11 protein-coding genes are annotated in these 12810 nt (G+C 34.1%); 7 read left to right on the plus strand and 4 right to left on the minus strand.

Features of this window, described 5'->3' with window-relative positions:
• Positions 1-226: 226 nt before the first annotated feature.
• On the minus strand, positions 227-1885 hold the full coding sequence (gene menD / locus FLAVO9AF_RS15195; RefSeq protein WP_159691231.1) for a 2-succinyl-5-enolpyruvyl-6-hydroxy-3-cyclohexene-1-carboxylic-acid synthase: 1659 nt from the start codon (positions 1883-1885) through the stop codon (positions 227-229).
• Positions 1886-2023: 138 nt separating this feature from the next.
• Between menD and FLAVO9AF_RS15200 the strand changes: the two genes are divergently transcribed.
• Positions 2024-2521, plus strand: a complete 498-nt coding sequence (locus tag FLAVO9AF_RS15200; protein ID WP_159691234.1) for a GNAT family N-acetyltransferase — start codon at positions 2024-2026, stop codon at positions 2519-2521.
• Positions 2522-2781: 260 nt separating this feature from the next.
• Entirely contained in the window at positions 2782-3729 is a 948-nt protein-coding gene (locus tag FLAVO9AF_RS15205) for a tRNA-dihydrouridine synthase (protein ID WP_159691237.1), read from the plus strand.
• A 191-nt stretch (positions 3730-3920) separates the two neighbouring features.
• On the opposite strand, the gene FLAVO9AF_RS15210 is transcribed toward FLAVO9AF_RS15205, so the two are convergent.
• A complete protein-coding gene (locus FLAVO9AF_RS15210) occupies positions 3921-4508 on the minus strand; it encodes a glutathione peroxidase (RefSeq protein ID WP_159691240.1) in 588 nt (195 codons plus the stop codon).
• Between the two features lie 274 nt (positions 4509-4782).
• Here FLAVO9AF_RS15210 and FLAVO9AF_RS15215 point away from each other — a divergent pair, with 274 nt between their 5' ends.
• Both FLAVO9AF_RS15215 and FLAVO9AF_RS15220 read left to right on the plus strand, forming a co-directional pair.
• Complete coding sequence (locus FLAVO9AF_RS15215; protein ID WP_159691243.1) at positions 4783-5313, plus strand: RNA polymerase sigma factor; 531 nt, start codon at positions 4783-4785, stop codon at positions 5311-5313.
• Positions 5313-6101, plus strand: a complete 789-nt coding sequence (locus tag FLAVO9AF_RS15220) for an anti-sigma factor domain-containing protein (protein WP_159691246.1) — start codon at positions 5313-5315, stop codon at positions 6099-6101. Before FLAVO9AF_RS15215 ends, FLAVO9AF_RS15220 begins: the two co-directional genes overlap by 1 nt.
• Before the next feature lie 53 nt (positions 6102-6154).
• Here the strand turns inward: FLAVO9AF_RS15220 and FLAVO9AF_RS15225 are convergent, their stop codons facing one another.
• Positions 6155-7000, minus strand: coding sequence for a universal stress protein (locus tag FLAVO9AF_RS15225; RefSeq protein WP_159691249.1), 846 nt, complete (start codon positions 6998-7000; stop codon positions 6155-6157).
• A 197-nt stretch (positions 7001-7197) separates the two neighbouring features.
• On the opposite strand from FLAVO9AF_RS15225, the gene mnmE reads away from it, so the two are divergent.
• The 3 genes from mnmE to FLAVO9AF_RS15240 all read left to right on the plus strand — a co-directional run bounded on the left by mnmE (position 7198) and on the right by FLAVO9AF_RS15240 (position 9785).
• Positions 7198-8586 carry a tRNA uridine-5-carboxymethylaminomethyl(34) synthesis GTPase MnmE gene (mnmE, locus tag FLAVO9AF_RS15230; RefSeq protein WP_159691252.1) on the plus strand — a complete coding sequence of 463 codons (1389 nt, stop codon included), beginning with the start codon at positions 7198-7200 and terminating at the stop codon, positions 8584-8586.
• Entirely contained in the window at positions 8587-8946 is a 360-nt protein-coding gene (locus FLAVO9AF_RS15235; protein ID WP_159691255.1) for a hypothetical protein, read from the plus strand.
• Between the two features lie 80 nt (positions 8947-9026).
• The gene (locus FLAVO9AF_RS15240; RefSeq protein WP_159691258.1) at positions 9027-9785 is read left to right on the plus strand and encodes a S1/P1 nuclease; all 759 of its coding nucleotides are present in this window, start codon (positions 9027-9029) and stop codon (positions 9783-9785) included.
• Between the two features lie 448 nt (positions 9786-10233).
• Here FLAVO9AF_RS15240 and FLAVO9AF_RS15245 read toward each other — a convergent pair whose 3' ends face one another.
• The gene (locus FLAVO9AF_RS15245; protein WP_159691263.1) at positions 10234-12072 is read right to left on the minus strand and encodes a sulfatase-like hydrolase/transferase; all 1839 of its coding nucleotides are present in this window, start codon (positions 12070-12072) and stop codon (positions 10234-10236) included.
• Between the last annotated feature and the right edge of the window lie 738 nt (positions 12073-12810).

A 12810-nucleotide genomic window follows, 5' to 3' on the forward strand; every position in this document is an offset into this window, starting at 1 on the left:
TAAAAATAACTTATGAAAGGCACAACAAACCTTCGTGTAATTCTTATTCGAAGGCTTGTTATGTCTTTTTTTTAAACTAAAAAATAAATGAATTTTTAGTTTGTATATATCATAGTAATCGGGGCTAGCATAGAACGTTTGGTTTTCATAAACAAAAAAAAAAGAAGCATCGTTTTGCAATGCTTCTAATTAAATATTATAAAATCACTCTTTTTAAATCAAAAATCTAAATCAACTCTTTGAAATATTGCAATAAGATTTTATCGTTTTCAACCGTTGGGGTGAAAATTTCTAATAGTTGAGGTTGCTCATTATGTTGGAACAAGGTAGCAATTGCCTCATCTAAACTTGCAGCATCCGTTGCTTTGCTGTATGCTAAACCATACATTTTGGCCAAATGTTCCGCAGTTAAGTTATGTGAGGTTTCGAAGAAAGTATTAAAAACCGTAGTTTCATTATGTCCTGGCAAGATTCTAAAGATACCTCCTCCTCCATTATTGATGAGAATGATTTTAAAATCTTTCGGAATGTAATTGTTCCAAAGGGCGTTACTATCATAGAAAAAACCAATATCGCCACCCATAAAAACGGTAAGTTTTCCATTGGCTACAGCTGCACCAATAGCAGTAGACGTACTTCCGTCGATGCCGCTGGTTCCTCTATTACAAAACACCTCAATCGATGGGTCAATATCAATCAGCTGAGCGTATCGAATGGCCGAACTGTTACTGATTTGCAATTGTGAATTTTTAGGCAAATTAGAAATTACTTTATCAAAAACCATAAAATCACAAAACGGCATTTTGGACACATACCAATCGTGTTTTTTCTTGCGCAAATATTTCACGTGTGCCAATTGAGAAGAATACGTACTTTTTACCTTTTGCGCCAAAGGATAAAATGAGCTAAAAAAGGTATTCGGATGCACTTCAAAATGATGCGTTAAAGCACCAAAAGTATCATAAGCTCTCAAAGGGTCGATATGCCAATGATGTTTGGGTTTGTATTTTCTTAAAAAGGCTTTGATGCGTTTGGAAACCACCATACCTCCAAAAGTCACCAAAATATCGGGTTGAAACTCTTCGAAGTCTTCTTTTGTAAACGGTGTAATAATCGTATCGATATTGTTGACAAAACTAGGATGATGAATATTCGAAGTCGTTTCAGTCATCACTATAATCGAATCGTCATTCGCAATCACGTTAATCGACTTCGCATTGGCATCCAAACCACTCACGCCTACTAAAATCATTTTCTTTTTGGAGGCATTCCAAATCTCTGCAAAAGGCGTCAAATCGCCCAAAGGTTTATCAACTGTAGCGGGAATGGTTGCATCGATATGAGCATTTACTGTAAAAGCTTCTACCGTTTCATACAATGGCTCTTCAAATGGCGCATTGATATGAACGGGGCCTTTTTGAGTAATAGAAGTATTTATCGCTTCGTTGATTTTCATATCATTTTCAAAAGAAGCATCTTCGGTTAAATTGGCATTGTACAACGAATGATTCAGGAAAACATTTTCTTGACGAATTGTTTGTCCGTCACCAATGTCTATCTTGCTTTGTGGACGGTCTGCAGAAAGTACAATCAACGGAATCTGACTATAAAAAGCCTCTGCAAATGCAGGATAATAATTCAGTAATGCCGAACCAGAAGTACACACCACGGCGACTGGCTTTTGCGTTTGTTGGGCAATTCCCATCGCAAAAAATGCAGCGCAACGCTCATCGGCAATGCTATAACAAGTAAAATCAGGATGACTCGCAAAACCAATCGTTAAAGGGGCATTTCGAGAACCTGGAGAGATAACTATTGTTTGAATTCCTTTGGCTAAAAAAATCTGAAGTATGCTTTGTGCTAAAGGTATTTTGGGATAAACCATTTTTAAAGTTGGAAATTAGATGTTAAAAAAGTTAGAAGTTATACCACTTCAACTTGGAGTACAAAGTTACAAACTTGACCGCCCAATTCCTTCAAATAGCATCATTTTTTACTATTTTTGGATAGAAATATTTTTAAAATGAAGATAGCAATACGCCCTTACCAAACCGAAGACACACAAGCCATATTGGACATCATCAACTATAACATTTTGCATTCAACCGCTTTGTATGATTACAACATCCGAACGTATGAACAACAAAAAGCCATTTTGGATGATAAATTGGCCAAAAAATTCCCTATAATCGTAGCCGAAGCAGATGGTCAAGTGGTTGGTTTTGGAATGTACAGCGAGTTTCGTTTTAGAGAAGCCTATAAATTTACTGTCGAACATTCTGTCTATGTAGCCAATGATTACCACGGAAAAGGAATAGGAAACCTACTCTTAGCAGAATTAATTACTTTGGCCAAAGCGCAAAAACTCCACACGATGATTGCAGTTATCGATGCCGAAAATCAAGGTAGCGTTTTGTTTCATGAAAAATTCGGATTCAAAACTGTGGGCATCATCAAAGAATCGGGCTATAAATTTAATCGTTGGTTGCATTCGGTATTTATGCAATTGATTTTGGAGTAAAGTAGTTTTATTTTGCCACGAATTCACGAATTGTTTTTTATCTATTCGGACATTCGTTCCAAATAACAGCCACGAATGCACAAATTAAATTTTAAATTCATAGCTTAAAAACAGTACAAATTTTTAAATTTTCTTGAATTTGAGTAATCTGCAGACTTTTTTTATTTTACAAATTTGTGAATTCGTAGCTAAAAAACAGAAAATCAAATAATGAGTCGCCTTCCACTGGAAAGACTTATCTTTGCAGCTTTATTACGACTATGAGTTTTACATTGCTTTCTTCACCCTTGCAAGGATTCACCGATTACCGATTTCGAAATGCACAACAAAAATATTTTGGCGGTATCGACACTTTCTATTCGCCTTACATTCGATTGAATGGAAAATTGGTTATCAAAAACTCCTATCACAGAGATTTACTCCCAGAAAACAATGCTACACTTGAAGTAATTCCGCAGGTAATTACGAACGATGCTGAAGAATTTTTATTTGTTGCCCGCTATGTAAAAGAATTGGGATACAAAGAACTCAACTGGAATCTAGGTTGCCCCTACCCGATGGTTACCAAATCTGGAATGGGTTCAGGTCTCATAAGTAATACCGAAAAAATCAATCACATACTCGACAGAGCGCATACCGAAACCGACATCATTGTTTCGATGAAAATGCGTTTGGGCTACGAATCGCCACAAGAAATATTGGACGTCCTTCCTATTTTGGACCAATATCCCATAAAAAACATTGCCATTCACGCTCGTTTAGGGAAACAATTGTACAAAGGAGGTGTCGATTTGGAAGGTTTTCAAAACTGCATTGACGCTACCAAACATAAATTGTATTACAACGGGGACATCACATCGGTGGCGCAATTTCAAAAGATGCAGCAACGTTTCCCGAGTATCGACCACTGGATGATTGGCCGCGGGTTGATTGCAGACCCGTTCCTTCCTAGTATGATTAAAAACAATACTTTCGAATACCCCAAAAATAAAATGGAAGTGTTTAGTCAATTTCATGATACGCTTTACGAAGGCTACAGCGAATCCTTATCTGGTGCCACTCATATTCTCCTAAAAATGCATCATTTGTGGGAGTACTTTTCGGTACTTTTTTCGAATCCTCATAAAGTGCATAAGAATATCAAAAAAGCCAAGAGCATCAAAAATTATGAAGCTACGGTAAAAGAAATTATAGCGAAAGAGCCGTAATTCTAACGCAAATTCGCAAACTATTTTTTTTTATAGTTTTGAATTGAAACACAGATTTAGCAAAATAAAATTTGCGAATTTGCGGTTCTGTTTTTTTAGCAAAATATTGAGCTTTCTACAAAAAAAGAGAGCTCAATAGGCAAGCTCTCTTTAACAAATTAAATTACTAAAAACTGATATATAACAACAAACTAACTTTTTATCCAATTCACAATTTTTGGGTCGGTTGGTAAGGTTCTAGGTGAAATAACATCAACTAATTCGCCTTTTTCATTCAACAAGTATTTTTGGAAATTCCATTCAACTTCAGAATCTTTCAGTCCGTTCTTAGCTTTTTGGGTCAAAAACTGGTACACAGCACACATATCACTTCCTTTAACAGAAACTTTATCCATCATCGGAAAAGTTACACCATAATTTTGCTGACAGAAGGTAGCAATTTCTTCTTTAGTGCCTGGCTCTTGAGAAGCAAAATTATTCGCTGGAAAACCTACAATTACAAATCCCTTACTGCTGTATTCTTTATATAATGCTTCTAAATCTTTGTATTGAGGTGTCAAGCCACATTTGGAAGCGGTGTTGACAATCATAATTTTTTTCCCTTTCAAAGTAGCGAAATCAAAGGTATCTCCAGATAAATCCGTTACTTTAAATTGATAGATTGTTTCTTTGGCAAGATTGGTAGTCATAACTGTAGAATTAACTTTTGAGGTTTGTGCTTGATTTTGACAACTAAAAAATAGTAATGCTACGCTTACTATTGAAACTAATTTTTTCATATGGTAATTTTTTGATAAAAATAACCATTTAATTGTCTATTTAAAACAAAAAAATGTTAAACAGAAGTTAATTAAAAACCTATCTCTTCATTTTTACTCTTTATCATTAAAAAATATTCTGAGTAGCGAATAAATCTTGGCTTTACAACAGTAAAAAAAGACAAAACAGAATTACAAAACAATTCAACAAATCATAATATTCTCGAGCTTGTCAATATATTCTACTTTATATAATTTGAAATGTATATGTTTGTAGTTACTAAAAAAATAGCGTATGACCCAAGATGAGTTGTTGGTTTTAATTCACAAAAAAGACGAAAAAGCATTTACCTATCTTTACGATATGTATTCAAAAAGTCTATTTTCTGTTATCAACGTATTGGTAAAAAACAGAGAAGAGGCCGAAGATGTCTTACAAGAAGTATTTGTCAAGATTTGGAAAAATATAGACTCGTATAACGAAAGCAAAGGCCGTTTCTATACGTGGATTCTCAATATTGCTAGAAATACTTCTATTGATAAGTTACGCTCTAAAAACTTTAATGACAGTCAAAAAAACCTATCTTCTGATAATTTCGTACATCTATTAGATGACAGTAATAAACTCACAAACAAAATTGACGCTATTGGAATTCAGGAGTTTGTAAAAAAGCTAAAACCAAAGTGTATTCAAATAATAGACTTGCTCTTTTTTAAAGGATACACCCAGCAAGAAGCTTCGGAAGAGCTGAACATACCACTAGGTACTGTAAAGACCAACAATAGAAATTGCATCAATGATTTAAGACTTTATTTGAAACTATAATGGAAACAAAAGAATATATAGCATCAGGTATTTTGGAACTTTATGTGTATGGTTTGCTCAGTGAAGCCGAAAACCTAGAAGTTGCCGAAAAAGCAAAGCAATATCCTGAAATTGAACAAGAAATTATAGCTATCGAAAAAAGTATTGTGGCGCTTTCTTCTAGTTTTTCTCCTTTTCATTCTGTTGCGAATTACGAGAAAATTAAAAACCAATTGGCACTCAAGCACGGCAAAGTGATTGAAATGCAGCCTCAGAAAAAATGGACACCTTATTTGGGTTGGGCTGCCGCAGCAGTACTATTTGTGGGTATAGGATTTCAGTATTTTAAATTGAATGAAACCCAAAAAACGATTGTTGTTGTTGCTAATGAAAAGAAAAAAATTGAACAAGAATTCTCTGTTTTAGATAAAAAAAACAAAGTCATCAAAAATAGTTTAGCCATTGTTAGAGATGTAAAAAACACCCTAGTTGCCTTGAGTGGACAAACAGTTTCGCCAACATCTTACGCCAAAGTATATTGGAATAAACAAACCCAAACCACTTATGTAGATGCTTCGGGTTTGCCTAAACCCCCAAAAGGTATGGTTTACCAAGTTTGGGCTATTAAATTAAGTCCAACACTTACTCCAAAAAGCATTGGTTTGTTAGGTGATTTTGAAAATAACGAACAAAAATTATTCGAAGTTGACAATACCGATTATGCAGAAGCATTTGGAATTACCCTTGAACCAGAAGGTGGAAGCTTGACTCCAACTATGGAGCAATTGTACACCTTAGGAAAGGTATAAAACCAACTTGTTGAACAAGAAAATTCAATAGCAAATAGGAACTATTAAAGCAACTATTCTATTATTGAGTCACTTTGCAAGGCCAATATTGGAATTTCAGAATAATCTGAAAATTTTCGAGTGAGACTTGGACTAAACAATTCGACAAAGAAGTTGCGTTTGTAGGTCACCATAGCCAAAACATCAATGCTTTTTTGGGACACAAAATCTATGATGGTGCCTTGTACATCATCTAGCGGAAGAATCGTAAACTGTACAGGTTCGTTGGCGAAATGAGTTTCCCATTCTTTGATGGTTTCTGGTTTCACATCAGATTGATTGGTTTTTACGTACAAGCATTTTACTTGTGCTTTAGTTTTTTTGGCAATGCTACAAACTAATTCTAAGGCTTTTTTATCTTTCTCTCTAAACTTGGTGGTAAAACCAATGTTTTTTATTTTGTGATACGCTGCCGTAATGGGTACGCTCAGCACTGGAACAGAAACTGCTGATAACACTGACCCCGTATTGGTGCCCACAAAGAAGGTTTCCCAACCCGTAGCCCCAGCTGTTCCCATAACCACAAAATTGATATTTTCCTCTTTTATCGCATTTTGAATGGTGGTAACCAAATCGCCATCCATCAAACGATGGGTGATTTTGACATTCTCCAAACCTTCTTTTTCAGCTATGGCCCTCAGCTTAGGTATTTCGTCTTTGAAGGCATCAAATTCTGCCAATTGCAATGATTCGTAAATCATATAATAGTTGTCTGGTGTGAACTGACTGTCTACTATTGGGAGCTGAAAAGTATGTAATAATACTAATTCTCCATCGACTACATCAGCCAAATGCAGGGCATGAACAAATGCATTCGTAGCCACTTCTGAGAAATCTGTTGGAAATAATATCTTTTTCATAGTAAATACAGTTTTAGAAATTACCTTTTAAATGTTGTTTAAATTTAAGAAATGTTTAGCCGAAGTCTACTGATATTTGTCAGTTTACCATATATTTAACTATAAGATAATACTTCACTAACAAGTAAAGTGGCTTGTCAGTGGAAATTGCAAAGCCAATAGTTTTGCTTACTTTTGCATACAAATTGACACCTCCTATGATTCCAAACGATTCTATAGTTGCTTTAGCTACACCTTCTGGTGCTGGAGCCATTGCCATCATTCGTATTTCTGGTCAAGATGCCATTCAAATTGGCAATTCTGTTTTTCGTTCCATCAAAAACAAAGACTTGACTACCCAAAAAACACATACGCTGCATTTGGGACATATTATGGATGGAGAGAAGACTTTAGACCAAGTATTGGTTTCGATTTTTAAAGGTCCAAATTCTTACACGGGAGAAAATACGATTGAAATTTCGTGTCACGGTTCTACGTATATTCAGCAGCAAATTATTCAGTTGTTATTGCGTAAAGGTTGCAGAATGGCTGATGCCGGAGAATTTACCCTTAGAGCCTTTTTGAATGGAAAATTAGATTTATCCCAAGCCGAGGCCGTTGCCGATTTGATTTCGTCAGATAACGAAGCAAGCCACCAAATTGCAATGCAGCAAATGCGTGGAGGTTTCTCAAACGAAATTGCCAAACTACGTGAAGAATTATTAAATTTTGCTTCCCTCATCGAACTCGAATTGGATTTTGCAGAAGAAGATGTAGAATTCGCCGACAGAACTCAATTTCACGAATTGGTCAACCGAATCGAATTTGTGTTGAAACGTTTGATTGATTCTTTTGCAGTTGGAAATGTAATCAAAAATGGAATTCCAGTGGCCATTGTAGGCGAACCGAATGTTGGAAAATCGACTTTATTGAATGCTTTACTAAACGAAGAACGCGCAATCGTTTCTGAAATTGCAGGGACTACTCGTGACACTATCGAAGACGAATTGGTGATTGGCGGTATCGGCTTTCGATTTATTGACACAGCCGGAATTCGCGAGACCAAAGATTATGTAGAAAGCATTGGCATTCAAAAGACTTTTGAAAAAATTGAGCAAGCGCAAGTTGTGATTTATATAAGCCCCCTAACCCCCAAAGGAGGAACTTTAGATAACGTGAAATTGGAACTTGAAAAAATAAAAAATCAGTATCCGTTAAAACCTTTGGTAGTAATCATGAATAAAAAAGATTTACTATCCGAAACTGAAATTCAAAACATTCAAAATCAAATTCCAAATATCCTTTTAATTTCCGCCAAAAACAAAGAAGGCATCGAGGATTTAAAAAATCAATTACTTTCGTTCGTCAATACTGGCGCTCTCAGAAATAACGAAACAATAGTCACCAATACAAGACATTATGATTCGTTACTTAAAGCCTTAGAAGAAATACAGAAAGTGAAATTTGGGCTAGAAACCAATCTATCAAGTGACTTAATGGCCTTGGATATTCGTGAAGCTTTGTACCAATTCGGATTGATTACAGGTCAAGTCACGAATGACGAATTGTTGGGAAATATATTTGCAAATTTCTGTATCGGCAAATAAATGACCCCACAAGATATAATCGGAACCTACTCCATTTCAGGAAGCAATCAGGAAGCGAACAATGCTATTACATATCAAGGTGTTTTAACGCTAACACTTGATGAGTATGACCGCGTACAAGCCCATTGGTTGATTAACGATGAACAAGTACAAACGGGTTCTGGATTTTTCAAAAACAATATTTTAGTCATTAATTTCAAGTACAAGGGCGATGACAAAATCACCTACAAAGGAGTTGCTGTCTATCAATGCATTACCAAAGATGTTTTGGACGGTTTTTGGTCTGAAAAACACGGTGACCCACGCTATTTGGGAACAGAATATGCTTTACGAATCAAAAGTTCCGAATTTCTTAACTAAATCTTAGCGTTTGTAACTATTGGAATCTTGCCAAAACTTGATGCAATACCTTACTTTTGCCTTCCAAATTATTTTAACCCATGAAAAAACAAATTACACTCCTAGTATTAGCCGCTTTATTCATCACGCAATCGAGCTTTGCTTGGGGCAAAAAAGGACATGCCTTAGTGGCCGAAATTGCCTTTACCTATTTAGACCCTTCCGTACAAGCCATAGTGACAAAATACCTTAACGGGCGCTCTATTCAGGATGCCGCCAATTGGATGGATGAACTTCGCGACGACCACTCCTACGACTATCTAAAACCCTATCATTACGTAAATTTTGATAAAGGCGCAAAAGTAGTGAACCACGAAGGAGACAATATCATTTTCCGATTAACACAAACCATACAGGAACTAAAAAACTACAAAAACCTCTCCGACGAAGACGTAAAAATGAAAATCTGCATTATTTTTCACTTAGTTGGCGATTTGCACCAACCGCTACATGTTGGTTTTGGCACTGACAAAGGCGGAAATACCCAACAAATAAACTACAACGGAAAAGGCACCAACCTGCATTCTTTTTTTGATAGCGGCATCATCAACGCCAGAAACATTTCGCTAAGCGATTGCTTGGCACTCAATACTTATTCTAAACACCAAATCAAACGCTTGGGCAAAATCAATACCGTAAAATGGGCCAAAGAATCCCGAAGCTACTTACCTACTATTTACGATTACAAAAGCAATGTCATTCCAGAAACCTATGTAGACACCCAAGCCCCAATCATCAAAAAACAATTGTTATATGCTGGGCTTAGACTAGCCGCAGTACTTAACTCTATTTTTGGTTAATTCACTTTCGTTTTCATAAAATAAGCTTGCTATTTTTTAGGAGCAGCTCGTTTTTTTTGCGCACCACACGAGTCGTCCCGCTGTACGCTATATCTTGCTGTGCGAACCCCGCACAGCAAGGATGCTGCTCCCATCGGGGCTAGACTAGAAAGTTTGGTTTTCATAAGCCATCTTTTTACAACACAACTATTTAGTAAAACACGATTAAAGTCCTATGATACATATTACAGCTGACAGGTTTTAAAAACCTGTCAGCTGTAATATGTATTACTAAATAATTGCCGCATCAATTCTAAAGCTATTTATAACTTTTGAAAAATAAATCATTCTAAAATATTCAGAGGAAAAGTCATAAAAGTTTAATTATGCTACCGTATTCAAGAATTGTATAAAAAAAAGAAATCATAAAACTTTGAAAAGCAAATCTTGGTAGGGGTACATTACTACATTAAAAAGGTTTAATTCGAAATTCGGATAATCGTTTTCTAAAATCAGTAATCCATTTTTTATCTACAGAATTAATTAGGTTATTGTTTTCATAAAAATCCCCATTTAATTCATAAAGTTCTTCCTTCATTAATTTACTATCATAAATGTATTTAAATAAAAATTTTCCTTTTTTATTTATAATAGCATAATTATTTCCCATTTGATGAAATGTAAATTCTCTATTATCATCACTAAGTAACGATTTTCCCTCCCAAGATTCTGGAATTGGCAACCCCAACCTATCAATAATTGTTGGAGCAATATCTACTGATGTTGCATAAATCAAATTTTTATATTGCAATTTATCTGTATCATAAATAAGAATTGGAATCAAAATTTGGTCTGTATACACATTCTTTACATGACCAAACTCACCTCGTTCCCCCAATGCTTCTCCGTGATCAGCAGTTATTACAACTATACTATTTTGTAAATAGCCTTTTAGTCTTAAATCAGAAAAAATTTTCTTTACATAATCATCAGCCTGAAGTATTCCATTATCATATCTATTTGTATAATTTTCGATATTAATTGTATATACATTTGCAGGTCGATACATTTTATACCTATCTATTTTTGTACCTGCTGAATGAGCTGAGTTAAGATGAAAATAAAAGAAAGAAGGGTTTTTATTGTACTTTTTAATATTTTTTAAGCCTTCAAAAATAATCCTATCATCAGCAACGATATACTTCTTAGTATTTGATCCATCAATGTAGTAATTAAAATCAGAGTCATTTCCATAAAAAGATTTTAGTCCATAAAAATGCGTATGGTCACCTGAAACAAGGAAATTAATATCATATCCCTGATCTTTCAACAATTGCTGAACAGAAAAATTATTAAATCCCATATTAGCCCATATTTTTGATCTCAAAATACTATTAACACCAGGAAATGAACCAGAAGCTACTGAAAAAGAGGTTTTAATTTTTTTTAAATCCCCCGAAGCATAAAGACTGTCGAGAAATGGAGAAGTGTGTCTCTTATAACCATAAAGACTCAAATGATCCGAACGTAAAGCATCAACAACAATTATAATTACATTTTTTTTCTGAAAATCAATGTTCTTTTTATAATTCTTACGCAAACTAATATCCTCATTATCATTAGCTAAAATTTGACCTTGGAAAGGATCTGAATTTTTAAAGAAAAAAGATACGATGGGCTCTTCTATTTGAAAAAGCTTTCTTGAAATAGAAGAACATTTAATTAGTAACACCCCAGAAGCAAACCCATATAAAAATAAAAAAACTACCATCTTAATTCGAATGAATAGAGGTGGATTATTAAAGTTATGATTTAAAATAAATTGCTTAAAAACTTGAAAACCTTTATCAATAAACTGTGCAGAAAATAAAAAAGAAATAATGATGAAAAGAGGAAAAACTAATAAACCAAGATATATAAAAATTGGATGTATTGAATACATATGAATTAATCCATTAAGATGTTTCAAGTATCCAATAACGATTTGCACAGTGAAAATCCTTGAATTTAAACTCTTTCCCAAAAAAGCAAACAAATAAGCATAAGAAATAAGTAGGATAAAAATCCCATAAATTAATGAAACAAAATATTTTATAAACTTATTGTTTTTAAAAAACCGAATAGTATGTAATGAAACCCCAAATAGAATAAAAGCAAAATTAACAATACAAATTACAAATAAATGGCCGATAATGATAATTGGTTTTAAATCAAAAGTTTGTTGAAAAATCACAATCACTACAGTTGATAAAATTATCTGAACAAGAAATAATAGAGAAAACTTTACAAATATGCTTTTTTCTTTCATTTTTTTTATTGCATTTATTGACGTTCATATAAAACTTATTATTAAATGTAATCATTTTACTATTATTTATTGATCGATCAAAGAATAAATTTATTAAAATAGTGAACAAAAATTAATTATGTTTTTAAACACTGCTCTACTAAGAATAAATATTGTTAAAATGTACTGTAAGAACGTCTCTGACTTCACACAATTTTAAATCATGTTGACATTTATGAACTCGATAAAAGTCTCTCAACTTTTCATACACATGTCTTTAGAGATTTACTTAGTGCAAAACACAAAAAAAACGCAGCTGTCCGAAGTCTTAGCTATAATTTAAAGATACGTATGCTGGCAAAGTCTCCTGACCCCAGCTGCCCGAAGTCTCAGCCATAATTTTAAGATAGGCATGCCCCCGATCCGCAAAGTCTCATAACTTTGCGTTTTTTTTTTAAAAGTTCTTAAAAACCATAAACGTGTCAAAGTCTCCCGACTTTTAAAGTAAATGTCTTTAGAATGATATGCGTTTCAAATCATCATAAAAAACTACAAAGTAACCGTTGGGGTATTTTGTAGTTTTTTTGGTTTTATATGATATGTTTTTTCTTATGAAGACAGAACGTGTAAAATAGCCCCGATTACTATGATATATACAAACTAAAAATTTATTTATTTTTTAGTTTAAAAAAAAGACATAACAAGCCTTCGAATAAGAATTACACGAAGGTTTGTTGTGCCTTTCATAAGTTATTTTTA

Source organism: Flavobacterium sp. 9R (genome assembly GCF_902506345.1).
Lineage (GTDB): Bacteria > Bacteroidota > Bacteroidia > Flavobacteriales > Flavobacteriaceae > Flavobacterium.

Coding starts and splice junctions, on each gene's coding strand:
- FLAVO9AF_RS15210 (WP_159691240.1), bottom strand. CDS start 4,508: ATGAAAAAATTAGTTTCAATAGTAAGCGTAGCATTACTATTTTTTAGT.
- mnmE (WP_159691252.1), top strand. CDS start 7,198: ATGATTCCAAACGATTCTATAGTTGCTTTAGCTACACCTTCTGGTGCT.
- FLAVO9AF_RS15200 (WP_159691234.1), top strand. CDS start 2,024: ATGAAGATAGCAATACGCCCTTACCAAACCGAAGACACACAAGCCATA.
- menD (WP_159691231.1), bottom strand. CDS start 1,885: ATGGTTTATCCCAAAATACCTTTAGCACAAAGCATACTTCAGATTTTT.
- FLAVO9AF_RS15220 (WP_159691246.1), top strand. CDS start 5,313: ATGGAAACAAAAGAATATATAGCATCAGGTATTTTGGAACTTTATGTG.
- FLAVO9AF_RS15205 (WP_159691237.1), top strand. CDS start 2,782: ATGAGTTTTACATTGCTTTCTTCACCCTTGCAAGGATTCACCGATTAC.
- FLAVO9AF_RS15245 (WP_159691263.1), bottom strand. CDS start 12,072: ATGAAAGAAAAAAGCATATTTGTAAAGTTTTCTCTATTATTTCTTGTT.
- FLAVO9AF_RS15240 (WP_159691258.1), top strand. CDS start 9,027: ATGAAAAAACAAATTACACTCCTAGTATTAGCCGCTTTATTCATCACG.
- FLAVO9AF_RS15215 (WP_159691243.1), top strand. CDS start 4,783: ATGACCCAAGATGAGTTGTTGGTTTTAATTCACAAAAAAGACGAAAAA.
- FLAVO9AF_RS15225 (WP_159691249.1), bottom strand. CDS start 7,000: ATGAAAAAGATATTATTTCCAACAGATTTCTCAGAAGTGGCTACGAAT.
- FLAVO9AF_RS15235 (WP_159691255.1), top strand. CDS start 8,587: ATGACCCCACAAGATATAATCGGAACCTACTCCATTTCAGGAAGCAAT.